The organism is Pseudomonas sp. OTU750018 (assembly GCF_011636575.1).
GTDB lineage: Bacteria > Pseudomonadota > Gammaproteobacteria > Pseudomonadales > Pseudomonadaceae > Aquipseudomonas > Aquipseudomonas peli.
Genome location: NZ_JAAPAU010000004.1, coordinates 103,236 through 130,084, shown reverse-complemented (window position 1 = coordinate 130,084; position 26,849 = coordinate 103,236). Strand labels below are relative to the sequence as shown.

The 26,849-nt window shown below is 62.6% G+C and carries 8 protein-coding genes; 4 read left to right on the top strand and 4 right to left on the bottom strand.

Annotated elements, in window-relative coordinates; genetic code table 11:
- Positions 1–5 precede the first annotated feature (5 nt).
- Both eutC and HCI85_RS19310 read left to right on the top strand, forming a co-directional pair.
- On the top strand, positions 6–818 hold the full coding sequence (gene eutC / locus HCI85_RS19315; protein WP_160089248.1) for an ethanolamine ammonia-lyase subunit EutC: 813 nt from the start codon (positions 6–8) through the stop codon (positions 816–818).
- Between the two features lie 138 nt (positions 819–956).
- On the top strand, positions 957–1,424 hold the full coding sequence (locus tag HCI85_RS19310; protein WP_167147260.1) for a GNAT family N-acetyltransferase: 468 nt from the start codon (positions 957–959) through the stop codon (positions 1,422–1,424).
- 44 nt (positions 1,425–1,468) lie between these two features.
- Here the strand turns inward: HCI85_RS19310 and HCI85_RS19305 are convergent, their stop codons facing one another.
- Positions 1,469–3,067, bottom strand: coding sequence for a protein kinase (locus tag HCI85_RS19305; RefSeq protein ID WP_167147257.1), 1,599 nt, complete (start codon positions 3,065–3,067; stop codon positions 1,469–1,471).
- A 111-nt stretch (positions 3,068–3,178) separates the two neighbouring features.
- Here HCI85_RS19305 and HCI85_RS19300 point away from each other — a divergent pair, with 111 nt between their 5' ends.
- Together HCI85_RS19300 and ppa are read left to right on the top strand one after the other, a co-directional pair.
- A complete protein-coding gene (locus HCI85_RS19300) occupies positions 3,179–4,018 on the top strand; it encodes a M90 family metallopeptidase (RefSeq protein WP_167147254.1) in 840 nt (279 codons plus the stop codon).
- 78 nt (positions 4,019–4,096) lie between these two features.
- Positions 4,097–4,624, top strand: coding sequence for an inorganic diphosphatase (gene ppa, locus HCI85_RS19295; RefSeq protein WP_090255657.1), 528 nt, complete (start codon positions 4,097–4,099; stop codon positions 4,622–4,624).
- 190 nt (positions 4,625–4,814) lie between these two features.
- On the opposite strand, the gene HCI85_RS19290 is transcribed toward ppa, so the two are convergent.
- The 3 genes from HCI85_RS19290 to HCI85_RS19280 are packed head-to-tail and all read right to left on the bottom strand — an operon-like array spanning position 4,815 to position 26,736.
- Entirely contained in the window at positions 4,815–5,558 is a 744-nt protein-coding gene (locus tag HCI85_RS19290; protein ID WP_167147251.1) for a SapC family protein, read from the bottom strand.
- Positions 5,559–5,587: 29 nt separating this feature from the next.
- Positions 5,588–7,225, bottom strand: coding sequence for a ShlB/FhaC/HecB family hemolysin secretion/activation protein (locus HCI85_RS19285; RefSeq protein WP_167147248.1), 1,638 nt, complete (start codon positions 7,223–7,225; stop codon positions 5,588–5,590).
- The gene (locus HCI85_RS19280; protein WP_167147244.1) at positions 7,225–26,736 is read right to left on the bottom strand and encodes a leukotoxin LktA family filamentous adhesin; all 19,512 of its coding nucleotides are present in this window, start codon (positions 26,734–26,736) and stop codon (positions 7,225–7,227) included. The genes HCI85_RS19285 and HCI85_RS19280 overlap by 1 nt, the downstream gene beginning before the upstream one ends.
- Positions 26,737–26,849 lie beyond the last annotated feature (113 nt).

Here is a 26,849-nt window from a genome sequence, read left to right as displayed (position 1 = left end):
CGCTTATGTACGATGACAGCCCACTCAGCGGCGCCAGCGAGAATCCCTGGCAGCAACTGCGCAACCTCACCCCGGCACGTATCGCCCTCGGCCGCGCCGGCACCAGCATGCCGACCCGTGCCCAGCTGGATTTCCAGTTCGCCCACGCCCAGGCTCGCGATGCCGTGCACCTGCCGTTCGATCACGGCGCATTGGCCGCCGGCCTGGCCCACCAGCATCGGCAGAGCCTGCTGCTGCACAGCGCCGCCAAGGACCGCGATACCTACCTGCAACGCCCGGATCTCGGTCGGCGCTTAAGCCATGAATCCGCCGAACTGCTGGGCCAGCACCGCGAAAACAATCCGGACGGCTACGACCTGGCCATTGTCATCGCCGACGGCCTGTCCGCCCTGGCCGTGCACCGCAACGCCCTGCCCATGGTGGCGCATATCGAGGAGCAAGCCGCTGCCGAAGGCTGGAGCGTGGCGCCCGTCTCCTTGGTCAGCCAAGGCCGCGTGGCGGTAGCCGATGAAGTGGCCGAACTGCTCGGCGCACGCATGGTGGTGATCCTGATCGGCGAACGCCCTGGCCTGAGTTCACCGGACAGCCTGGGGCTGTACTTCACCTACGCACCCAAGGTCGGCCTGACCGACGCCTACCGCAACTGCATCTCCAACGTGCGCCAGGAAGGCCTGAGCTACGCCATGGCCAGCCACCGCCTGCTGTACCTGATGCGCGAGGCCTGCCGCCGCCAGCTGTCGGGGGTCAATCTCAAGGATGAGGCCGAAGTGCCGCTGCTGGCCGGCGGGGTGCCGCGCGAGAACTTTCTGCTTGGATGATGGGGAATTTCCGCAAACTACAACCAAACGCTTGTTTGGATTGCACTTTCCAAAAGCTTTAGGCAGCATCGGGGTCGTTCGCAGGCAGCGCTGCCGTGTTGCCGAAGCCATCCACATGACTTTAAGTAGAGGCTCACCATGCGCATCGTCCAAGCGACCCTGGAGCATCTGGATCAACTCACGCCATTGTTCGTCAATTACCGCGAACACTTTGGTCAGCTGCCCTACCCCGACTCCTCGCGCAAGTTTCTGGAAAAGCGCATCAGCCGCAAGGAATCGGTGATCTACCTGGCCATGGCCGATGATGAAGAGAAGATTCTTGGCTTCTGCCAGCTCTATTCGAGCTTCTCCTCGCTGTCGCTCAAGCGCGTGTGGATTCTCAACGACATCTACGTTTGCCAGGATGCACGCCGCCAGCTGGTGGCCGACCGTCTGATCCAGGCCGCCAAGCAGATGGCCAAGGAAACCAACGCGGTGCGTCTGCGCGTGGCCTCAAGCGTCGACAACGAGGTCGCCCACAAACTCTACGAATCCATCGGCTTCAAGGAAGACACCGAGTTCAAGAGCTTTGTCCTGCCGATCACCGAAGACTTCACCGCGCCGTAACCTGCCCCAGCCAGCGACGCACAGTGCGCCGCTGGCTCAGCCCCTCAGCCTTCCAGGCTAAGCCACAAACCCACGCCCAGTTGCAGCACCAACAGAGCCAGCGCCGCCAGGTGCCAGCCCTGCCGATAGCGGCGTGTGCGACGCGAAGGTACCGGTTGATGCAGTAACGGTTGACGCAACGCCTGCTCAAACTCCGACAGCGCCTCGAAGCGAGCTTCAGGCCTGGGCGCCAGCGCCCGCGCCAGCACACCATCCCAGCCGATTGGCACCCGCATGCTGAACTGCGCCAATGGCATATAACGGCTATGACCGCCCGCATCCGCCTGCGCTGCCTCGGGCCAACGCCCACTGAACAGCCAATAAGCCAGCGCTGCAAGGGCGAACTGGTCGGCGCGGCCATCCACAGCCTGCCCGGAGCGCAACTCGGGCGCCAGCGGCACCGCATGCGCGGGTATTGCCTGCGGCGCCACCCCAGGCAATAGCGCGGCATGTTCGGGCAGCAACAGCAGGCGGCCGCCGTCATCCAGCAGAATATTGCGCGGGTCCAGCCACAGCCCCTGCATGCCGCGTCGTTGCAAACCGCGTACGGCGGCGATCAACTGTTCGAGCACAGCCAGTATCGTCAAACCATCGACCTCACCGTGGGCCGCCACCCAGTCGTTCAGGTTACGCATACCCTTGCCCGCAGGCTCGAACAGCCAGAAGGCATGCTCACGCGGCTGATGCGAGGACATCACCTGCGCCAGGCTGGCCACCGGACTGCGCCGTAGCGCCCACTCGCGCTGCCAGAAGGCTTCATCCGCATCCCGCTCAGCCAGCCACAGCATGGCCTCACGCCCATGCGGATCGGTGGCGCGAAACACCCGCCCCGGCGGACCGTAGGGGCAGGCCGAGAGCAGCACCCAGCCATCCAGCTGCAAACCAGGTTGTGCATCGACCACCGCACGCCAGGGCTTGCGCGGGGCCAGCTCAGGCGCGCTATCGGCTTCGCCCGGCAGCAATAAAACAGCTGCACCGGGGGCTTGCAGCAATGGCGCAAGCAGCTCCGGCAATGGATCGCCTTGCAGGGTATCGCCCGCGCCGCAAAAGCCTTGCAAGTCCGCCACATCCAGCAGCGGCTGCGGTGCCAGCAGCAATAGCTCACCAGGGTTCAGAGTCAGGCTGTGCTGCACCAGCGCCAGTTCGGCCTGTGCGCCCAGCTGCAGGCCATCACGACCGATCAGGCTCTGCATGGTGCCGCCTTGATAGCGCCGTAAACCGATGGCCCCAGCCTGAAGAAACTGCGCCTCGCCGTTCTGCAGCAACAGCAACCCGGCATTCAGTTGCGCGATGCTGCGTCCCGCCTGGCGTTGACGAAACAGCTGCTGATTGAACGCAGCCAGCACCTGCCGTGCCGCCTGGGCTTCGCTCCAGCCGCTGGGGGTACAACAGCAATCAGCCAGCAGGCCGTCCAGGTAGGACTCCAGGGTGCGCACCACATCAGTGCATTCGCGCGCCCAGAGCAGCGCTACCAGAAGCACCGCCGGCTGTCCTTCGCGCCGCGGCAGCCAGGTCGCGCGGGCCCGTGCGGCCTGGTTGGGCAGGTCAAGACCGTTGCCGCAGAGCAGCTTGATGGTGGGATGATGCAGACGCTCGATCGACATTGGCAGCCCTCCCAGGTCGCAGATAAGCATGCCGTTGCAGCCTTTGTGCCGACTTGCCCGGCACTGACACCCGGCTTATGGTGGGCGCTTTCCACCGTCCGAGCAGAGTCCATGTGGTCGCTACGCGCCTGGCGTCACCAGCGCATCCTTGCCCGTCATCCCATCAGCAGCACGCAGTGGCAGGCCGTATTGCAGCACTTGCCGATCCTTGATGGCCTGAATGACGCCGAACAGCAGCGCCTGCGTGAACGCGCTGTGCTGTTTCTGCATCACAAACACCTCAGCGCCCTGCCCGGCGTAGTCCTCGACGCCCAGGCGCGCCTGTTGCTGGCGGTGCAGGCCGAGCTACCGCTGCTGCACCTGGCCGATCTCAACTGGTATCAGGGCTTCCATGAGATCGTCCTCTACCCAGATGACTTCGTCAGCCCGCAGCGCCACCGCGACGCCAGCGGCGTGGTCCACGAATGGGACGCCGAGCACAGCGGCGAAGCCTGGCAGCAAGGCCCGGTGATCCTCGCCTGGCCCGGCGTGCAGGCCAGCGGTCAATGGGATGGCTACAACCTGGTGATCCACGAACTGGCGCACAAACTGGACATGCTTAACGGCGACGCCAACGGCCTGCCGCCGCTGCACAGCACTATGGCGGCGCAGGCATGGGCCCAAGCCATGCAAAGCGCCTTTGATCAGATGAATGCAGAGCTGGATGCCAATCCCGAGGCCGACACCGCCATCGACCCTTATGCAGCGGAAAACCCGGCAGAATTCTTCGCCGTCACCAGCGAATACTTCTTCAGCGCCCCAGACCTGCTCGCCGGCACCTTCCCGGCGGTGTACGCGCAGCTGGCGCTGTTCTACCGGCAGGATCCACTGGCACGCCTGCAGCAGTTGCAAGCCAGCAACCCCGACTACCAGGTCAGAACTGAAGACAGTGGGTTCGCGACCAATGGCTAGGCATCCCGGCGTAGCAACCCCTGGTGAATATGCCTATAATCGCGCCACTTTTTTGGCCCACCCTTCGGGAGTCGCCCCATGAGCTACAGCAAGATCCCAGCTGGTAAAGACCTGCCAAACGACATCTACGTCGCCATCGAGATCCCGGCCAACCACGCGCCGATCAAATACGAAATCGACCACGACACCGATTGCCTGATGGTCGACCGCTTCATGGCCACCCCGATGTTCTACCCGGCCAACTACGGTTTTATCCCGCACACCCTGGCTGACGACGGTGATCCCCTCGATGTACTGGTTGTCACTCCATATCCAGTGGCACCAGGTTCGGTTATCCGCGCCCGTCCAGTTGGCGTGCTGCTTATGAGCGACGAAGCCGGCGGCGACGCCAAGCTGGTTGCCGTACCGCACGACAAACTGACCGTGCTGTACAAAGACGTACAGGAATACACCGACCTGCCCCCACTGCTGATCGAGCAGATCAAGCACTTCTTCGAGAACTACAAAGATCTCGAGAAGGGCAAGTGGGTCAAGGTTGAAGGCTGGGCTGGCGCCGACGAGGCCCGCAACCTGATTAACAAGGCGGTCGCTGCTTACCAAAAATAAGTAGCTACCACCCCCTAAAAGCCGGCCACAAGCCGGCTTTTTTATTGCCTAACACAGACGCAACTTGACCTCGTCAAACATCAAAAGCGCTCAATAATGAATTCGCCCGTATGAGGCGGCCCCAAATGAAGCGTGACTAACACGCCTCACCTGAGATCAGCCAGCGGGACTCAAAAAGGCACTTACACAGTTAATGTGTCACCCGTTGCGCCTGTTGTTTTTTCGATAAAAAGTTATCGAAGAGCTGATTGGCGTTGCCCAGCGACATCAGGTGGGCATAGATCCAGCCCAGGAAACCGGCACGGTTCAGCTCCAGCACCTGTTCATCGGAGAGTGCCAGAAACTTCTCTTCATCAATGGCCAGGAAGTCGCTGAGCACAAAGCTTTCGCCGCTGCTGTGGGTCAGTTTGATCGTACGCGGAGCGAGCAACTCAAAGGCATTGAGCTTTTCCACAAACGCACGGGTACGCTCCATCTCGGCAGTGAAGTTCTGCAGGAACTGAATCATTTCATCCAGGTATGCACTGTTCTGCCCTTCAGCGTCGAACAGGTCACGACCATCCTGCTGATTCCAGCCACTGAACGCCGCATCGAAGCAAACGGTAAAGTTGCTCGCCTCATCCTGCGCCAGCACGAAGGGATAGCGGCGGATAAAGGCCGGGATGTAGGTATTGGCCTGCCAGCGCGACTCATCATCCAGGTAGCCATTGTGCCCCTGCGCCAGACCAAGCAAGGCGATCGGCGTGGCCTGTGCGCCTTCACCGATAAAGACCAGCGGGTAATGACGTGCGGCCTGGAAGAACTCCAGCCCAGCCACAGGCACCAGATGAGTATCCGCCGCAAACGCGCAGTTTTCCGAAGGCTGCAACTTGAGAGCTTGATGTTCCTCGCGGTTGAGGGCCTTGATGTCTTTGTAGAGTAGAAGCGTGGTCATGTTGAGTCTCCATCAAAAGTAATAAAGCATCAGCGCAGAATGATCTGGGCCAGCACTTGGCCACCGTCCTGATTAGGCACCACATCCTTGAGGGTGTTGGCGGCTGTCAGGCTCAGGCTTAGGTGCCGGCCCCAGTTGAAATTGAGTCCGACGCCGACGCTCTGCAGGTCGATGTCGGTGATGCCCAGCTCCATGGCACGGCCATAGTCGAAGAACACAAAAGGCTGCCAACGCGGACTGTGACGCCACCAGGCTTCCAGGTTGAGCGTTGCCCCTTGAGGCGATGAAATGACGCCAGGGTCATACCCGCGTACGCTGCTGATACCGCCAAACTGGTAGAAGAGTGACGCTGGCAGCTCTTCGGTGTTATTGGCGAATTGCCAGCCGAAACGTCCGACCAACTCATACTGCTCGCCCAGAGCTCGCGATAGGTAACCCTGCCCATTGAGCAAGCCGTAGCTGCCGCTATCACCACTCACCGCGTTGTCCACACTGGCCTGACGCACGCGTTGTTCATAACGCAGGTACCAAGGCGCTGCCCGGTACTCGAGCTGGCCGCGTAGAAAGGCTTCCCGGGTATCTACTTCACTGAGGGTGAAGCTTTCGACGGTATTCTCTGAGTGCTGCTGGTTGTACCCCAGGCCACCTTGCAACAGCCAGTTATCATCCAGCCACCAGGGCTGGTCAAACCCCAGGGTGTAGGTGCGCGACTCCCCTTCGATATTCAGTGCAGCCAGCGGCCCCTGCTCCACGGTCATGCTGTTCCCGCCCACCTCGGCATAGGCCACCCCGTTCCAGCGGTTCAGCGGCCGGCTGTAGCGCAGACTGGCATATTGCGAACCTGCGGTTGTTACCAGCAGCAGGTTGAGGGCATCGGCCACGGCGGTCGGCGAAAACCAGGTGAGGCTGCCGCCATACTGCTCACGGCCAGTGCTTTCATTGCCATAGTTGTTGGCAAACAGGCTCCATTGCAGCGTTTCAGGCTCGAACGCCTCCAGCTCAACCGATGTAGTACCAAAGCGAGCGCCGGGGGCCAGGCTGGCCGTTACTTGAGGGCCAGGCGTAGTGGCATTGAAACGCTGAATCGCACTCATCAGCGCAGGACTGTCCAGGGTGCTGCCCGGCTGCACATTCAGGCGTTGAGCATAGAAACGCTCACCGACCTTACGCGTCTCTCCCTTCCAGGTGACCTGATCGACCTTCGCCTCGACCAGCACAATGCGCAACTGACCGTCTTCCAGGCTTTGCGCCGGGATCAATGCTCGCGCCGTCAGCTGACCACGCGCTTCGTAGAGCGCATTGATCTCGCGCAGCAGCTGATTCAATTCGGCAAAGCCGATTTCACGGCCGACATACCCCTGGGCCAAGGACTCCAACTGCTCGCGAGGCAGATAGACCGAGGCATTGAAGGCGATACCCGTCAGTACGAATCGCTCGCCCTGATCCGGCAAAACCTGATCAGCAGGCGCATCACCGCGTAACGCCGGCACCTGCGTACGCCGGGCCCGCTCTTCGATACGCTGCTGTTGCTGAATCTGCTCCACCTGCTCACGTTGCAGGTTCGGGTTAACCAACCCGGGGACCTGCGGGCCGATAGGCTGCGCAGCCTGTACGCTGATGCTGGCCAACATGACCAACATCAGCCAGGCAGCACGCGGGGTGATCATCACAGGGACCAAGAAGCCACCTCATCTCCTTCCAGCCGCTCATCGGCTACATCAATATTGATACGGGTTTCCACAGGTGCCTGACTCCAGGCGGGCACCCAGACACTGCTCGGCACAACCGCTGCAGCCAGGCTATTGAGCAATGACGACAGACGTACCAGCGTTAGGCCGCTCGACAGGTGCTGTTCGGCAAAGCGGGCCGCAGAAATCCCCTGATACGGGACACCTGTGCTGGCTTCGCGGTTGATGCTGAAGTTCGGCACCACCACCTGATGGGTCAGTTTGCGGTGCAGGACATAGGCACTGGTGTCAGACAACAGGCTGCTCTGCTTGAGACTGAATGCTTTGTCCAGTTCGTACAGCTGCACATCGGCATCGGCCATGTAAACCGGGCTGGCATTGTCCATGCGCACCCGCGCTTGCGGGGTGCGCAACTCAAGCCGATTGACTCCGCGTGCATCACGCAAATCAACCTGTGCCGCCGTGGTGTCGATCAGCGCGTCGGCCACATAAAGACGCGGAGCAGCGATGCTGGCGGCATCCAGGCGCAACAACAGCGTGTCAGCAATCTGCTGCTCAGCGCTCCCTTGCACCCAGAGATCCAGTTGACCGCTACCGGTGTGACGTCCGTAGAGCTGTATGTCACGACCATGCAGATCCAGTCGCTGACCAATGGCCGCATCGGCAACCCGCACCAGATTCCCCGCCCACAGGCTCAGGCTCGGCGCTTCGGCCTGTTGTAGATGAATACTGGCAGCGCCTGAGCCACCCTGGCGAATGCCGGCACGAACCAGCGCACCCTGTTCGGCACGCAGCTCTGTACCACGCACATCGAGCAGGCCATCAAGCAACGCCTGGCCATTGGCGAGCAAACGCTCGAAGAAGATGCCCTCATCGGCTGTCCAACGCTGGTCACCGGCACTGCGACTGGTTGCCACACGAATCAAACCGCGCGACAGCAGATCGATACGCTGACTGGATGCCAAGTCACCCAGTAGCAGGCGCGCGCCGGTCATTTCGATACGCCCATTGCGGCTGTCCACCAGCGGCGCTTCGATGCTGCCTGTGGCACTCAGCAGAATGTCACCGGCCATCGCGCGGCCCTCATATTGACCGCTGGAGCGGATATGCTGACCGACGCGAATATCGCCCTTTCGGGCCTTTAAGGTGACATGGCTAACAGCATCCACGGTCTGTCCAACCTGGATAGCATCGGCCAACCAACGTTGCTCTTCACCGCTGCGGCTATTCGCAACAGTGATCTGCTCAGCGGCCTGCAGATCGATACGCTGACTAGCAGCCAGATCACCCAATTGCAGGCGCGCGCCGGTCATTTCGATACGCCCATTGCGGCTGTCCACCAGCGGTGCCTCGATGCTGCCAGCGGCGCTCAGCAGAATGTCACCGGCAATCGCGCGACCTTCATACTGACCGCTGGAGCGGATGTGCTGACCGACGCGGATATCGCCCTTGCGTGCATTGAAGGTGATGTGGCCGCCCGCATCTACGGCTTGCCCAACCTGAATCGCATCTGCCAACCAACGCTGCTCTTCGCCGCTGCGGCTGTTAGCGACAGTGATCTGCTCACCGGCCTGCAGATCGATACGCTGACTGGATGCCAAGTCACCCAGTTGCAGGCGTGCACCTTCGGCTTCAATACGCCCATTGAGGCTTTCCACCAGCGGCGTCTCGATACTGCCGGAGGCGCTCAGCAGAATATCGCCTGCAATCGCCTGCCCCTCATACTGACCGCTGGAGCGGATGCGCTGACCGATGCGGATATCGCCTTGGTTGGCCTTGAGCGTGATGTGGCCACCGGCATCGATAAACTGCTCAATGTTGATCGCGGCACCGGAAACGATGCTCAGGTTACGTCCGGCCCTCACGCCCTCCAGGTCAACCTTGCCCGCAATTTCAAAGCGCAGATCACGTCCGGCTTCGGCAATACCGGTGATGTTCAGGTCGCCGCCCAAGCCCACCACTAAATCACGCCCGGCTTTGAGCGAGTAGGTGCCCCCGAACATGACCTTGGGCATGCTCAGGTCACCGTTGGCGATGATGCCAACGTCACGCTTGGCCTCCACCACCTGCCCGGTGATATTGCCGTGGCCCTGCAGGAAGTTGCCATTGGCCTGCAGGAAGATGTCCTCCTTGAGGCTCTGCGCACGGCCAAAGCGCAGGTTGCGGCCAATCATGCGCAGCTCCAGATCAGCCTCGGCATTGCCACCCAGCACATCACCGTCGGCATGCACCAACAGGTTACCGGTGGTTTTCAGATGGGCCGCCAGCAAGCCGGCCGTATCATTCGGGTCCATCGCGGTGCCAAAGCGGATGTGGCCCAGATGGCCTGCGGCCGTGGTGAGGCTCATGTCGCCGCCACTGCGCCCCTCCAGCACACTCAGATCGCCCTGGGTATGCACCTTGAGTTCACCCGCCGCGCTCACCCGGCCGAGCTGGGCACTGCCCGCCGACAGGTCGATCCGTTGCAGACGGCTGTGCAACTCATCGACCGCCAAATGCCCGCCAGCATTCAGACGCAAGGCACCGCTGGTACTTTCCAACCGGCCAAAGGTCCCGCTGCCGATATCGGCACTGACATCACCCTGCACCAGCGCACTATCACCCAGCCAGTGACCCGCGCCCTGCATGTTCAGTGTTCGCCCAACATCCAGCGAGCCAACGCGCAGCGTGCCTTGAGCGCCAGTGTGCTGCAGGTCCGCATGACCGCTCACCGTCGCTCGCTGCAGCCACATGCCCTGAGCCACGCGCACCAACAGGTCACCGTCAATGGCCAGATCGGCCAGTTGCGATGCGCTGCCTGCCCGCAGCTGCGAGGTCTTCGCCTGCAAGCGCTGCAGCGCCAGATCACCCGTCAGCTCAAGGTCAGCCTCTGCACCCACGACCAGGTGACCAATCTGCGCGGCAGTGCCTTGCAAGGTCAAACGGCCTGATGTGGTCAGACGGCCCAGTTGCAGCGCGTCATGCAATTGCATGCTCACCGCGCCACCCAGGTTGGCCTCGGTGATCTCGCTGCGACCGGCAGTCAGGTTCCAGCCGCCGGTGGCGTCCAGCTGCCCCAGATTCAGCGCACCGGTGAGGGTGTGCTGAACTTGGCCGTTGACCGTGGCGTTATCGATGCGCGCCGAGTCGGCCAGCAGAGTCCAGTTCGCGCCGGCCTTCAGGCTGTCTTGCGCCAGTGCACCACTCAGTTGCTGGTCAACGACGCCTTGGATATCAGCGGTGGTGACCGTGGCCGAGGTACCGCGCAGAGTCCAGCCCTGACCGGCAGTCAACACACCCAATTGCAGCGTGTCATGCAACTGCATGCTCACCGCGCCACCCAGGTTGGCCTCGGTGATCTCGCTGCGACCTGCTTTCAAGTTCCAGCCGCCGGTGGCGTCCAGTTGGCCCAAGTTCAGCGCACCCGTAAGGGTGTGCTGCACCTGACCGTTGACCGTGGCGCTGCCAATGCGTGCCGAGTCGGCCTGCAGGGTCCAGTTACCGGCACGGGTCAGCCGGTCGATTTGCACTGCACCGCTGTGCACCTGCTCCAGCGCGCCGGCAAAACTCGCCTCACCCAGTACCGCGGATGCACTGCTCAGCTTGCCGAAGCCCGCCACGTTGAGCATATCGACGCGCAGGGCATCACTCAGATTGACAGTCAGATTGCCGTTGCGACTGCCCAAGGTGCCGACGGTCAGGGCTTCACCGCTCAGGTCCAGATCACGCTCGGCATTCAGTGCAGTCAGTTCGAGCAGACCGCTGCCCTGCAGTTGAATGTCCCCGCCACTGCTGACCCGGTCCAGGCGCAGATTACCCAGGCTGCGCAGCCACTGATGACCGGCACTGTCCAATGTCCCGCTCTGAATGCCAGCAGCCAGGCTGAGGAATAACCCACCGGTGGCACTGTTGACCTGCAGCTGCCGGGCCGACAGCTCCAGCGGTTGCAGCTGGCTGCCAATATCACCCAGGCTGGCCAGACGCAGCAGACCACTGGCGTACCAGCGAGTCGACGGTGCCCCTGCACTGAGGCGGGCGGCCTGAATATCCAGATCACCGTTGGCGACGCTGACGTTGCCCAGGCGCACTTCGCCACCGCTGTTGAGCAGGACGCCCTTGTCGGCATTCAGGCTGCTGCCGGCGCTGGCCAGCCAGTCGCCGCTGACGTCCGCCACTAAGCCGCCAAGCTGCCACGCACCGCGCTGCTGCACCTCGCTGACTTGGCCCAGATCCAACGTACCGTTCACGGCAACCGTGCCCAGATGCAGCACGCCCGGCTGACTGGACGCGCCTTGCAGGCCGCCGAGCCAGGCATCGGCACCCAGGTCCAGATTGATCCGTTGAGACACCAGCCCTGTGCCCAGTTGCAAGCGCTGCCCGCTGGCCCCGGTTAGGCCGCTGACCTTGAGGTTGATCTGCCCGCCCAGCAGGTTTTCACCCAGCTGACTGGCGGCGCGCAGGTTACCCAGCACCTGCAGCGACAGGCTGTCCACGCCTGTCAGGCGCTCCACGGCGAGATCGCCGTGTTGCACCAGGTTGAGCAGCCGTGCCCGTGCGGTGAGGTCGCCAGTGACCTCCATATTCAACGCCTGTGCGTTGCCGATACTGCCGCCGGCCGCCTCCAGGGTGACGTCATGACCACGAATGACCACCTTGTCGCCATTGCTGCTGACGATGCTGCCATCGGTTTTCAGGCTGATGCTACGCCCGTTAAGCGCATGCACGTTGAAGTCCTGCTCACCACCGAGGAACAGGTCCGTTTGCGCCGTGGCAGTCAGGGTTCCGCTGGCCTTGACGTTGACGTCATCGCGCTGAATCACCCGGATCAGCAGCGGGTTATTGGCATCAAAGACGATGTCATCACGCTCAGCAGACGCCAGCGCCGCGCGCTGTTCGTTGCTCAGCGTAGCGGCCTGGCTCAGGTCGATGACAATCGAATCGGCTTTCAGGCGGCCGATGCGCGAGGCCTCCAGGGTGACGTTGCGACCCTCGATGTTGCTGGCCTCCTTGACCACCGAACCGCCATCGTCGCGGCGCAACAGGTTGGCGGAAATCGAGTAGCGCAGTTGCTCATCCGTCCATTTAGCCGTCTGTTCCAGACTGGCCAGCTCGCTGCCTTGCAGTTGGTAGGTGAAGTTCGCATCAAAACTGCCAGCGCCATACAGCGTATGCAGGGCTTGGTAGTCAGCGATTCGCCGCGCCTCCTCGGTGGCGATCTGCCGCACGCTCCAGCCCAGGCTGGTGAGCTGGGTGCGCTGCCCGTCCGTGAAGGCGGCCTGCTGGGCATCGAAACTCAGCGCCCCGCCCTGACGCATGCGCCAGTACTGCGCATACCGCTGCTGCCCGGCCTTGACCAAGGCATCACGCTGTTGTGCCAGCGCTTCATCGGCAGCACTGCCGGTCAGGCCCATGCTGGCCCAGAGTCGCTGCAGCTCACTCAGGGCGCGATTGTCGTAGTTCAGTTCGCTGTTGCCGTCATACAGGTCACCGGCACTAACCTTGAGCCAGACATCGCCACCCGCTTTGACCTGATCCAGCCAGAGGTTGCCACCCACTTCCTCCAGGTGGATATCACTCACGGCGTTCGCCCGCAGCAAGCTCTGGGCGCTGTTGCCCGAATCAATGCGCAGTGCATTGCCAGCGGCACCAATGCTGCCGTGGCTGGAGGTCAGGTTAAGGGTCTTGCCCGTCACCACCATCCCGGCCTGGCCGAGAATGTCCCCCTGGGCACTGAGCGAGAGGTGATTACCGCCGGCACTCAGACGTGTCAGGTTGACACCGCCATTGAGGGCCTTGAGGTCGATCGAGCCGAACTGGCTGGAAGCGCCCAGGCTGCGGGTGGCCTCGACCCGCAAGGCCTGTTCGGCGCTGCCGATTGACTGCCCGGCCTGCAGGTCGAGGTCACGCGCGGCAATCACCAGGCTGTCATTGTTCTGCCGCAGCGCCCCGTCGACCTTCAGCGATGTGCTGCCGCTGAGGTTGTACAACGAGCCACGCAGCGTCACATCCCCCTTAGCAATCAGGTCGATAAGCCCACTCTCGCTGCCGATAAAGCTGATGTTGATGGGACGATCAGCCTGTACCGCATAGCGGTTGATTTCTTTTGCGCCCGAGCTGAACACCTTGGTCAGGGTGGTGCGGTAAACCTGGCACCAAATGAAATGGGTCTTGCAGTACCCACCGGCGAATTGGTTGATCTTGACCGGATCAGCGGTGGTGTAAGTCTCGTTGACCCGGGAAATTTCACCGGCCCCAAGGCCGACACGGAACATTTGCAACAGCGCGTTATCCGGATCCTCGTCCGCCAGTTGCAAGGCGGCATTCTGATAGATCGCGTTGAGCGCTGCGTCCTCGGCAAAGCGGTGGTTACGGATACGGTCTTTGTCGATCCGGTAGAGGCCCTGAGTGCTGCCCATGTACTCGGCCCCGGGAATGGCCGTGCTCTGGCCCTTGACCACTTTTTCCCAGGCCAGGGTGCCATCACCGGTCGGGATAAAGCCCCAGAAGGCATCCCAGTACTCTTGCCGGGTGGTGGTGATGCTGTCGTCGCGCCCGGTCAGCCAGACGTAGGAACGCCCGGCCGTGGTGCTGTAGCTGGTATCACGGCCATTGCTGCTGCCTTTGTGGGTCAGCGGACCATTGCTCCAGCCTTCATAACGCTGCACCTGATCGCCCACACGGGTGTACACCGTCGACCAGAGCCGATCACCGCCGGTCTGCTGCCCCTGTTCGCCACGCCCCAGATCGTTGATGCGCAGGGTGCCTTCCACGCCGCGGCCCAGGTCCAGCCCGGCCAGTTCCAGATGACGCGTGGTGTTGTTGGTGACGTGCACCTGGCTGAAACCGTCGAGCACCTTGAGTTGGCCATTGCCAGTGCTGAGGATGTGCCCGGTCAGCTCCATGTAACCGCCACCCACCTGCACCTGATCGAGCACGATGCTGTTGCTGTCGTAATCCCAGGCATACCCCAGAGTGCCGGTACGGGCATCGGTCTGTACCAGTTGCAAGCGGTTGCCAACGGCCTCTGCACGGCGACCGTCGAGATTGGCAAAGCGCGACTCATCAATGGTCGCCCGCCAATCCGCGACACCGCTCTGGATCAGGCCATTGATGTTCAGGTACAGCGCATTGATCACCACGTTCTGCCCGGCCACCGTGGCCGAACCATTGCCTTGAACCGTACTGCCGTTATTGTTGAATGCCGGGTCGCCGCCGATGTGTACAAAGGCCTTGGGGTTGTTCAGGACAAAATCCTGACCGGCGCTGAGGCTCAGTTTCTGCGCGCGGATATCGGCATTGGCGTAGATGCTGCCGTATTTGGCAGTCAGTTCGATCTCGCCGCGTTTGTTCAGCAGGCTGCCCGCGACATAGATATCGGCCGCGGGCATGCTCAGGCCGGACGCATCCTTGATGTTGTCAGCCGGGTTGCGCAGGTTCTGCACCACTATGCGTGGTGCTGCCGAGTTTTCCGCCACGGTCACGCTGCTGAAGGCCGCGTTGCTACTGCCCGGTTTGTTGGCGGCCTGAATGCTGGCATTGCCAGACATCTTGGCGCCATTGAAGAGCAACTGGCCGCCCAGGTGATCCGGGATTTCCAGCCCTTTGAGGCTAAGGAATGCCTCGCTGTGGTTGATGATTTCGATCTTCGCATCGCCCGGTGCATTGAGCTTGCCGCTGCCGATCAGGGCATCGCCTTGCACAAGAATATTGCCGGGCTTGGCCAATATCGGATCAATCTCCAACAGCCAGATTTTCAAGCCTTCCGGCAGGGTCCCCTCGCCGGAAACAGCACCGGGGTTATTGGCGACCGTACCGCCCATCTGCTCATACAGCTTGCTCAGGGTTTTGTTCAGCAGGGTACGCTCAGCTTCAAAAGCCGCCCGTTCAACCGCCGAAATACCGTAGCTGGCTAAGCGGTTATTGAGTTCCTGCAGGCGCTGCGTCAGCAACTGTGAGTATTCGCTTTGCTTGAGGCTCCAAGTGATGCCATCACTGACTTCCTGCATCACCGGAACGACGGTGAGCGTGCCTTGGGTCGAGGCATTGAGGCTGGCCGGGTTGACCTCCTGGCCATTGAGCAGGTACTTCAAGCCACTGATCACCAACTTGCGCTGGCTGTAAACGCCTGCATCCAACTGACCATCGATACGCACCAGGCCTTGGCCACTGTTCAGGGTGCTACCGCCGTTGATGTCCAGCGACACCTGCCCAACGATGGCACCCAGCAGGTCGGCGGCGGCCTGACGGTAGAGGTCACGGCCAATGCCCTTGCCAGTCAGTACGCCATGCCCTTGCCCGGCATAGGCATGAATGTCACCCACGCTGCGCAGCCGGCTACCGGCGTTCACGTGCAGGTTGCTGGTACGCAGGTACTCTGCGGCGGCATCCGGGTCTGTCACCACCGGGAAGGCGGTGTTGTTCCACAGGTCAGTACGCGCCGTGAGCTCTGCGCGGTTCATCGCGCCATCAAGGCCATAACCGGCCTGCAAACGCAGATCGCCATAGGCGAACAGCGCCGCATTGGCGTTTACGCGCGCCACATAGTCGGCCTTGACCCGCGCCAGACTGCTGCCGCTGGCCGCACCGGCTGCGCCGAACGTCTTGGCGTTAGCCTGACTGTCGATGACATAAGCACCGCTGGCAGCCAGCACCAGATCGCCGATGCTGTAGAGGTCGGCGCGCTCACCCACGCGCACCTCGGCGTTGCTCTTGAGCACATCGATGCGGGATTCGGCACGGGCAATGCTGATCACACCGCCACTGTCGAGTTTGACCCGGTCATAGCCATCAATACGGTTGAAGGCCTGAATTTCCAGTTTTTTCGGGTTGCGCCAATCACCGTCGACACGCAGCAACACGTCGTTGCCGACCAGACTGCTGGTATCCAGGGAGATCGCACTGAGGCTGCGCGCAGCCGCCGCATCGACCACACCACCGGAGCCGGATTGCACGTTATAGGCGCTTGCCTGGGGTTTGCTGACGTTGGCACGAGCGCTCTGGCTGTAGCCGCGGCTGTTGATGCGCGCGCCGTCCAACAACCGGGCACTGGTGGTCAGGTTGATGTCGTTCTGCGCATGGGCACCGCTCATGCCAAGGAGTGCCGCACTGCTGCTGTCGACAAAACTGTTGAAGCGCGACTGCTGCAACGCACTGAGGGCCAGGCTGCCCACCTGCATGGCATTACCGAGCACACCACGTGCCCAGAAGCTGGCCAGGGTCGAACTGCTGTCGGCGGTTTTGCCAACGGCTGCCGCACCGCTGACCAGGCCACCCTGACCCGCGCTGGCAACGGCCTGGTTGTCCTGACTGCCAAGTGCATTGATCTTCACCGTGCTCAGGTTGCTCTTAAACAGACCAGCCACTTCGACCAGTGTCTGCGACTGCGACAGTGCCTGCGCCACGGTGGCACCCAGCGCCAGCATGCCGACAAGCCGGCCATCGGCGGTGGCGCGCTGACGCACATCGGTTTCCGCCAGGAAGGTCCAACTGCCCCCGTCAGCACCGGCAAAACGGCTGCTGGCACTGGTGCGCAACAGCGCCTTGCTGTTCGAGCGCGCGGTGGCCACCGCGGCGTTGGCGGAAATACCAATACCACCGGCCAGGCTCTGCGCATGCACGGTCGCACTGTCCTGCTCGCCCTCACGCAGCACGCGGCTGCGCAGCTGACCGCTGGTGGCTGACAGCAGCACGTTGTTGCCAACCGTCAACTCGGCCTGGGCACTGTTCAAGGTGTCGACCACACTGCCGCCCACCGCGAGCAGACCACCCAACGCATAGCCTTCGCTGCGGGCCTGCAGGCGCGTTCGCACCTGCGCATCCAGATCCAATGTTTGCGTGGCCTGCACGCGGGCACCCTCACCGATGCTCAACCGGGCCTGCGCCGCATCACGGGCCAACAACAGCAGGGCATTGACGCCGCCTAACACACCGCCACTGCTGCCCCAGCCATTGAGCTGGGCCGAGCCTGCAGATAGCGCAGACAACAGGATGTCACTCGCCTGCAATGCAGCACCCGGTGCTACATCCAGACTTACCCGGCTGTCATGGGCGGCAACGCCCAACACCAACCCGGCCCCGGCCAACCCACCGACCGCCAGCCCCGAGGCTTTCACCTGCAGGTTCTGGTTATCACTGGCCTGCCCATTGAGGCTGCCCGTCAGTTGCACCGGGCCGCCGAGGACGGTGCTTACGCCATTGTTCAACACCGCCGCCGCGACGGCACCGCCCACAGCACCGACAACCGCCGCCTGCCCACTGACCGCATTAACCAGCATGGCCTGGGTGTGATCACCGCCCAGTTCGGGGGTGCTCTTGTCCACGGCCGAGGCCTTGATGAGCAAGCTGGCGGCATTCAGCGTGCCGCGCAGAATCTCGGCACTGACCCGCGCATTGGACAGGCTGAATGCCATGGCCGCGCCATAGGCACCGCCGCCCGCATTCAGACTGCCGGCTTGGTTACGGCTGGCCAGACGATCCTGAGCCTGTACCGAAGCCGCCCCACTGAGGCTGATCTGGCTGTCGCTGACCCGGGCCACGGTTTCGTGCTTACGGCTGCTGTTGCTCTGCAGGCGGTCACTGACGGTGACCTTGGAGCTGCTGTTGATCCGCTCGGCATCTGCCTTGTCGCTGACCGTAACCCGCGTGTAGCGCTGGCTGGCGTCATCCCAGACCACCTCATCGTGATTCAACTCGGTCACCGGGCCGGTGTTGCTCAGCTTATCGAGTGTGGCCAGCGTGCCCTGCCCGTCCTTGTTCAGGTAATTCAGTGGATCAACCGTGCTGTCACCGGCGCTGACCTGAGTCGCGCCGCTGCCCAGCAATAACAGACCCAGACTGCCGCTGAGGCTGGCAAAGCCCAGACCACCCGAAGTGGTAAGCAGTTCGGCATAGCCTTCGCGCAAGGCATTCACGCTCAGACTGCCCGCGTGCACGGTGCTGCGGTCCAGCAGCGCGCGGGTTGCACTGTTGGCCACCACCACGTTGGCCGACGCGCCCAGCGCTGCAGCGCCCACCACACCGGAGCCGACATTGCCGGTCACGCGCAGGTTGTCGTGGGCATTGATGTCGAGGCTGCTCAACGGAGCGGCCGGAGTACCGAACAGGGCTTGGCTGGCACCGGCTTCAGTGGTGGTTTCCACAACCTGCACCAGCGCCGAACCGGCTACCGCGCCACCACCTGCCGCAGCGCCCACCAGATTGCTGTGCAGTTCCGTGTTGCCACGGGCGCGAAGCGTAACGGAGCCTGCCTGTACACGGCTGTCGGCCAGTGTATTGGCAGCATTCAATGCCTCGCCGACCCAGGCACGGGTCACCGCCTGATTCAGCACCAGGCCGAAGTTGGCCCCCACACCCACCAAACCACCGGCCAGGGCCAGCGCATTGGCACTGAACTGTTGCAGCGCATCCGCGCTGACCAACAGACTGCCGACCTGCAGCTCACTGCCTTTATCCACCCGTGCTTCAGTGGTGCCTTTGGCAATCACCAGGGTGGCGTTGCCAGCCGTCCCGACAATGCCACCGCCGGCACTGGCCAACAGGCTGCTGGCGAACTGAGTAGACGCCGCCCGCACCTCGGTAGCGGCGCGGCTGGCCAGCAAGGCACCGCTAATAAAGGCGCGGGTTTCACGCTGAATCACCGTGGTGTCCAAGGCTGCCGCCACCGCCGCCACGCCGAGGCTGAACGACGCACTGGCCAGATAGCTGGCGCTCAGCGCATGGCTGGCGGCACCGACCAACACCTGTTGCGCTGCAGCCGCACCGGGTGCCTGATTGATCTGCGCCGACTCGATGCTGGCATGCGTGAGGCCACCGATGACGTTGCTATTGCCCAGGCCCGAGACCGACGCGCTGTAGAGGGGAACAAACGAAATCGAACCGGCCGCGGCCAGTTGACCAATCTGCTGCACCGAACTGACCTGCACCGCCAGACCACGGAACTGCCGCGTACCCAAGCCCAGGTTAGGAATCGGGTTGAACTGCTCCGCATCGCTCCACAGGCGGTCTGTGGCGTTGGGACCATTGAGCAACACGCCGTTATCAATGTTCGCCGCCGCGCCCTGAGCCAGTGCGCTGACCTGCGTCTGAGCGCCCGTGATCCCTGCAGTGGTCTTGTTCTCAATCACGTTGACCGTGGCCGAACCACCGACCGACGCCGTGCCGCTGGCCATAAAGGCACCCGCGGCACCACTGATCTGGTCCAGCGTCCGCGCCGAAACCGTGACGTTGTTCTGCGCGACGACCCAGGCCCCTTGCTCGATAAATGCCCGCGCAGAACTCTGGATCACGTTGGTGGCGGCCGAACCGCCCACCGAGGCAGTACCCGAGATCGCACCACTGATCGACGCCGAACGGATGGTCGAGTTCGAGTGTGCGGCGACAATCAGGTCGCTGAGCAGCCAGCTCTGTGCCGCCTTGCGCCCTTGCACGCGGGCTTCCAGTTGGCTGGCCACGCGATTGACCGAGGTCGCCGCACCGACAGCCGCCGAGCCGCCAGCGGCCGCACCGCCGGACAACGCCGCGATGCTTGAGGTGTCCAACGCCTTGACGGTGACCACGCCGGCCGTTCCCGCACTGCCATCAATCTGCGCGCGGGTCACTGCGCCGATGTTGTTGCTGGCATTGGACAGGGCCACACCACCGCTGCCGCCAATGCTGCCGCTGACCGCCAGGGTGCGAATGGTGCCGGCGCTGGTGGCCAGCACATCGACTGCCGAGGTGCCGGCCGCGATGGTGCTGTCGAGAATCCGCGCAATCCGCTGCTGCTCGATGGTGCTGATGGCGACCGCGCCGGTGCCGGAACCGCTGCCGCCCACCTGTACGTTACCGGCGGCGGTGTAGATGTCCGCCGCTCCATCGGTCACCTTGACCTCTACGCCCTGAGCACCGCTGACGGTGCTGCTGTCCAGACTGGCGCGCTCTTCGCCCTTGATCACATTGATCGCCAGCGACGCACCAACGGCCGCCGAGCCGGCACCGCCGGCACCCACCGCCAGCGAGCGGATACCCGATGCGCCACCACTGCGCAGACTCAGCGCGCCATTGAGCAGCAACTGACTGCCGCTGACTTCAGCAATGCGCTTAGCCAGAATGATGTTATTGGCGTTGGCCACCCCCACCGAGACGTTGCCGGCCCCGCCCACGGTACCGGCCAGGCTCCAGATTTCCCGGTTGCCACGGCTGGCATTGAGCTCAAGACGACCCAGTTCAATGCGGCTACCCGTGATGCTGGCCGTTTCGCTGCCTTCAATCACGTTGCTGGTGGTCGAACCGGAAATAGCCGCCGTGCTGGCACCGGCACCGGAGACGGCGGCGGCGTAAATGGACTGATCCAGGCCGGCAGACAGCGCACCGCTGGCAAAACCACGGATATCACTCTGCGCAATCGAGGCACTGCGCTGGGCGCCAATGCGGTTGACCGAGAACGCGCCACCGACACCGGTATTACCCGAACCGGTCACTTGCCCGGACAGCGAGGCAATCAGCATGCCTTGCCCTTGTGCCGCGTCCAGCGTGAGGCTCTTGCCACTGCCGCTGGTGCGCAGGTAACCGCCACTGACGCCGGCGCTGTCGCTGCCGTCGATGTTGTTGACCACCACCGAGCCGCCAACCCCAGCCGTACTGCCACCGACTGCATTGACCCCAACGCCCCAGATTTCGCCATCCAGCCCCGACAACACGCTGGCCGAACCGCGCAGGTCCACTTCACTGTCATTGACCTCGGCCTTGCGCGTGGCTTCGACCAGGTTGATCGCTACCGCCGAACCCACGCCGGTGTTGCTGCCACTGGCGGCCAGGTTGAAGGCCAGCGACCAGATGCTCGCGCCCAGACCGGCCTGCGTGGTGCGAATGCTCAGGTCATCCGCCAGCACCTTGGCATTGCGCAGGTGTGCCAGGGTAGTGTCGGCAATCCGGTTGAAGGTCATGGCCCCGCCCACGGCAACATTGCCGGAGGTCACGGCCGCTGACAGGGCCGCACTGATGATGCGGCTCTGCTGGGCTGCATCCAGGGTCAGGTCGCCGCCCAGTTCATAGCGGCCTTTTTCCAGCAGCGCTTCAACGCGCTGCTGCATGTCACTGATGCCCACCGCACCGCCCACCGCCGTGGAGCCGCTGCTGCCGGTGATATTGCCCGCCAGCGAATAGTGCCCGCCGCTGCGCTCGGCGCTGATGCGCAGGTTATTGGCTTTGAGCGTGCGATCGCCCATGTCCAGACCCGCCAGCACATTGCCGCGACCAATCAGCGCCGTGGCCGAACCGGAAACCCCCACCTCGGTGCTGCCCGCACCGGAAACCGCAGCCGCCAGCACGTCGGCACTATGCCGCGCGGCAATCGTCAAATCGCCGCTCAAATCGACATTACTGTTGGCCAGTTGAGCAGTGTATTCGCTGCCTGAATACACCAGCGCCATTGAACCGCCCACCCCGGCCTTGCCGCCGGAGGCCCCCAGACTGCCGGCCACCGCCAACACCGCTTCACCGGCGATCTGACCCTCGAACAGGTTGCCGGGACCGTTCTTGCCGTTGAGCAAATCCTTGTCCACTTCACCACTGACCTTGATCGCCGACACGGTATTTCCGCCGCCCAGATCAAGACCGCTCTCCAGCAAGGTGCCTTCGGCGGCCGTGGAAAACAGACTGTCCAACGGCGAAGCGCCGGATAGGCTTTGCGCCGACAGGTTCAGCGCCCCGCCTTGCAGTGAAGACAACAGCGCCGGAGACGTGGCGTTCGGCTTATAAGCGTCGACACGCGACTGAATTTTGTTAGCCAAAACCAGTGTCAGCAGCGAACCGGCACCCGCGCCACTGTCGCTGCCCGTGCTGACGGCACCGCCCAGCGCACCGGCCAGCACCCGTGAGGCGCTCGCCGCCGTGACATCCATGCGGGCGAAATCGCTCGCCTCACTCCCCAGCCATTCCGCCGCCAGGGTATTGGCCAGCACCCCCACCACCAGCGAGCCGCCGGCACTGCCGCCGTTACCCTTGCTGCCGGCAAACGCGCCGCCGCCGAGCATCACCCGTGCGCGGTCGTAGGCGTTGACGGCGATCTGGCCGGGTGCCGCCTGGCGCTGTTGCACCTGGCTGTTCTCCACCAGCGCGCGGGTACGGTTGCCCATGTACGCGGCCGAGCCGGACAGCGAAACCGCGACATTTTTATCGGTACCGGCGGTGGCCACGGACAGACCAAGACCGAGCGCGATCTGATCACCAGCACTGAGGGCCTGCACCTGCAGCAGGTCGTTGCCACGCAACAGCACATTGCCCACCCGCGCATCGGTTTCATTCATCAGGTGGTTGTAGGCCAACGCCCCCGAGAGGGCAGCACTGGATTCACTCTTCTGCTTGCCTGCCAGGGTCAGCGCGCCGGCACCAGAACCACTGAACTGGTGCGTCTGATTGAGGGCCAGCACGTTGACCTTGCTGCCACCGTCGGCGGGGTCACGCGGATCGAGCACGATATCGCCCAGATCCGCCTTGCTGCGCTGACGCGACACATTGAGGCTGGCCGAGCCGGCAGCCGCCAAGGCGAAGCCCTTGCCTGAGCCGCCCGAATCGTCACCACCGCCATCCGGGCCACCACCGGCGTCGCTTTTGCTGAACAGCTTTTTCATGCTGTCCCAGCCACTCGAAATCTTCTGCGGGGCTTCAGTCACCGCATCCTTGATCTTGCCGGCCGCACTGGACAAGGCACTCAGCGCCGGGGTGACATTGATCACACCGACGGTAATCGACTGCAGCAACGCCTGACCAAAGCTGTCGGCCAGCTCTACCGTGGGCTTGCCGATATCACCAGCCTTTTTCGTGCCTTCGTCCTGTTCTTTCTGCTCATCCTTGCCTTTGGCAATGGCTCCGGCAATGGCAAAGGCTCCGCTCTGCCCTGAACTGAGCGCCTGCACATCCAACACGTTGGCCTTCCATAGACCTTTACCGCTGACCTCCAGACCTTGGCCCAACGCTGTGGGTCGCCAGTTCAGGTTATTGCCCACCAGCGCATTGACGTCGGTGGTCAACACATTCAGCGCCAGCCCACCGCCCACCCCGGCGGTGCCGCCCAACGCCACAGCCCCCGCAGCGGTCCACAACCCCAGGCGGTGCTCGGCCTGCACACCAATGCGCTTGGCGTCCATGCTCGCGGTGTTATGAATGGAGGCATTGACCGTCGAGGTGAGGGTATTGGCCACGGCGGCACCATTGGCCGCCGCACTCACCCCATTGCCGGCAGACGGGCTGAGGGCCAGGATCAGGTCATCCTGCAACGCCTGGACCTGGACCCCGCCCGCCTTGACCACCGCCTGCGCGCCGATACCGGCCACGGCCTTGCTGGAGACAGTCTGAATATTCAGCGCACCGCCAAGGGCCGAAGGCTTGGAATTTTCACCCGGGGCCGACTCGCCTCCTACAGCAGTGCCGAAGAGGAACATGCCAATGTTGCCGGCAATGGCCAGTTGACCGAGTTGATTGCCCGCGGTCACCGTGATGGGTTGTGCCCACTCCCAGTTGCGGTTGGCCACCATGGCGCTAGGCGGAATCAGCAAGCCCTGGGCATCACGCAACCCGACCAGGGCATCCAGCGGCCTGCTCTGCCAGGCGAGTTCATCATTGACCAAGGCTTCCAGGCGAACCCGGTCCCCAACCCAGGCGCGGGTATCAATCAAATTAGTCAGCACCGAGATGGAGCCGGTGATCGCCAGCTCATCGGAGGTCCCCTGGGAGTTGGCGTACTGGGTGGAAAACTTACCGGCCAGATCACTCGGCCAGCCCCCCAGGCTCATCATGTTCTTGCCGATGTCACTCAGCGAACTCCAGCGGTCAAAACCGCCGAGACTCAAGGGTTGGATGTATTGAGCGCCCAAGCCAATGCGCTGGGCAGTGATCTGCGCGCCATCACCAACCAGCGCGCGAGTGCCCTGATTCAGGGTGGCAATCGCCACGGCCATGCTCAGCGAATAGTCATTCTGGTCCTCGCCCCTCTTGGAGCCGTTGACGGTGCTGTTGACCAGATTGTGCAACTCGCGAATCTCCTGCAGCGCCGTGAGCCCAAGGTTGCCGCTCAAATTGAGTTGCGTGCTCTGGCCGATGCTGGCCTCGGCTTGCTGATCACTGACCACCAACCCCAGCGAGGCGGCCAAACGGAATTTGCTGTCCGTCGGCTGAGTCGGATTCACGTCCTTGAACTTGCTCAGCACATAATTCTTGATCGGATCGACTGTGCCAATCGCACGAAACTTAAGGAAATCCGCCAGGCCTTTACCGGCCTGCGAGGTCGCCTCATTTTGCTGACGAGAAATCAGGTTAGTGGCGCTGACATCCAGATGACGCGAGCCGCTCAGGTTGGCATTGAAGGCTGCCTGGGTATTGCTGTTGAGCACACTTAAGGCCAGCACGGCACCGCCGGCAGCACCGTTACCCAACGACTTGAACACCGCCTTGTTACGGATCGCTTGCTCGGTCAGCGCCAGCAGGCTGACATCGCCCCGCGTGTTTAGTAGCGCACCGCTGTTGACCTTGGCCGAGGTGGTCAGGCCCGTGTTGGCCATGGCAAAAGCAAAGCCGGTGGTGGTGGCTTGCTTGCCTTCGGCGTCGTGCCCATTGGTGGCTTCCGACTCTACAGTCAGAGTGTTCTGGCTATGCGCCTGCAGTGCGATGCCCTGCTCACCCTTGAGCGTGGCACCCGACTTGACCTCCACGCTGGTGGCGCCGCTGATGCGGCCAAAGGCCATGCCAGCGTTGAACGGAATCAACGATTGCACCACCGGAATGGAGAAGCTCTCCGTTGTCACCGCGCGCGTACTGTCGGCCTTGACCAGCAACTTCTGGCTGGCATGCAGGTTCGCGCCGTCAAGCACTTCAATCTTGGAATCAGCATGACCGATCGAAACGGCCAGGAAGGGAATCAGCGCCGACAGCTCACTCAGGTCGGCGGGGTCTGCACCCAACGCCTTGAGCTGGTCGGGATTGCTCAGCGAGCCAATCCCGGTGATCGGGTCCATGATGTCGCCGATGATCTTTTTCCAGGCCTCTTCATCGCTCCAGCCGTTTTCATTCTTCATCTTCAGAATGTCGGCTTTGATCGCGGCACTGTCGAACAGCGAGCTCAGCAAGCCTGGGTCAACAACCGCCACGGCATTGCTGTTCAGGGCGATATTGCCGCCCTTGAGCGTGCCGGCGACCTTGACGCTGGCATCGGCCGCCGAATAACCGCCCAGTTGCTTGCTGATGGCGGTGGCGCTGACCTTGATGTCACCTTCACGGAAGTCATCGGCGTGGCTGGCATCCAGTACGGCATTTTTCTCGATATTGACGCTGGCAACGCCGCGGTCAGGTGCCAGCAGCGAGTTCGGCTTGGTTTTTAGCGTCTGGGTGATTTCGTCGACGGTCTTGGCATCGCCGCCTTCGCAGAAGGTGCAGGCACCATCACTGATGGCGCTGACCTGAATATCCCCGGAGCGCCCACTGCCGGTGGCCCGCGTATCGACCACAGCACCGCTGCGCACATTGATGGTGCTGCCTTCTAGCGTCACTTTGCCACTGTTTTTGCCGGCCTCGCCCTGGCTGCGCACGCGGGCGGATGCCGTCAGCTCCAGGCTTTGCCCGCCCGAGACCGAAACACTGGCCCCACTGCCATCAGCCATCAGCGCCGCCAGTTCACCGGAGATTACCGCCGAGTCACGGCCGACGATGCGCACCGCACCATCGGCTCGCTGCGCGGCCTGTCCCACGGACAAACCGGCGGTATTGACCGTGCCTTTGAACACGGCATCAGCAACGTCCTTGCCGCCTGCAACGCCAGCCCCTTGAGCCACCACCGCCGCAGCACCAAAGATATTCACCGAGCCTACGGCATTGATCTTGCCCTTGATCTCAACCTTGCCGCGCTCTGCACCCGGCAGATCGGTCAAAACGCCCGCGTCGTTGTACTGGCCGCTCTTCAGGTCGTCGACCAGTTGGCTTGCGCCTTCGGGCGTGACCACACCCACCGCCGAAGACAGCTGCTGCATCTGCTGCGCCGAGGGCGTGGTGATGGTCAAACTGCCGACGTTGATGACGCCGGTGCTGCCCACCACCATGCCATGAGGGTCGGCAAAGATGATGTTGCCGCCAATTCGGTTGCCATCGGTCAGCACACCATTGAGCGTGCCATTGATCACCACCCGTGAGTCATGCACCAGGTTGACCAGATTGCTGGCTCCGCTCGGCACATAGAGGTTTACGGTATTGCCGTTGCCGACCTGGAAATGACTGAAGGAGTTAAAGCCAGTTTGCCCACGCACCGTGCCGGTGGTGATATCCGTAACATTGCCCTTGACCGCAATATTGGTTGCCGTGCCTGGAAGCTGCACCAAGGCATCGCCCACCTGGTAGGTGCCACCGGCCGCAACGATAGTGTTCGTGTCCGCCCAGACCGCAGGCACGCCCATACCGACCAGAATGGCCGCGGCCAGGCGCGTGGGCTGAAACGGTTGCTTGGGCTGTTCACGAAAGGTCGAACGAGGGGCGGGGCGTTTGACCAACATGGCGGACCTCACTGTCACGATTAGAGATATCACGAGTAGTGAATTCTCTGGTTTCGCTATATGTGAGTGCTAGGAAAGGCCATTCACGCTTGTGAACCCTTGTTCACAATTGG

What these genes read in the sequence shown, in the direction of transcription:
- eutC (WP_160089248.1), top strand. Translation starts at nt 6, where the DNA reads ATGTACGATGACAGCCCACTCAGCGGCGCCAGCGAGAATCCCTGGCAG.
- HCI85_RS19310 (WP_167147260.1), top strand. Translation starts at nt 957, where the DNA reads ATGCGCATCGTCCAAGCGACCCTGGAGCATCTGGATCAACTCACGCCA.
- HCI85_RS19305 (WP_167147257.1), bottom strand. Translation starts at nt 3,067, where the DNA reads ATGTCGATCGAGCGTCTGCATCATCCCACCATCAAGCTGCTCTGCGGC.
- HCI85_RS19300 (WP_167147254.1), top strand. Translation starts at nt 3,179, where the DNA reads ATGTGGTCGCTACGCGCCTGGCGTCACCAGCGCATCCTTGCCCGTCAT.
- ppa (WP_090255657.1), top strand. Translation starts at nt 4,097, where the DNA reads ATGAGCTACAGCAAGATCCCAGCTGGTAAAGACCTGCCAAACGACATC.
- HCI85_RS19290 (WP_167147251.1), bottom strand. Translation starts at nt 5,558, where the DNA reads ATGACCACGCTTCTACTCTACAAAGACATCAAGGCCCTCAACCGCGAG.
- HCI85_RS19285 (WP_167147248.1), bottom strand. Translation starts at nt 7,225, where the DNA reads ATGATCACCCCGCGTGCTGCCTGGCTGATGTTGGTCATGTTGGCCAGC.
- HCI85_RS19280 (WP_167147244.1), bottom strand. Translation starts at nt 26,736, where the DNA reads ATGTTGGTCAAACGCCCCGCCCCTCGTTCGACCTTTCGTGAACAGCCC.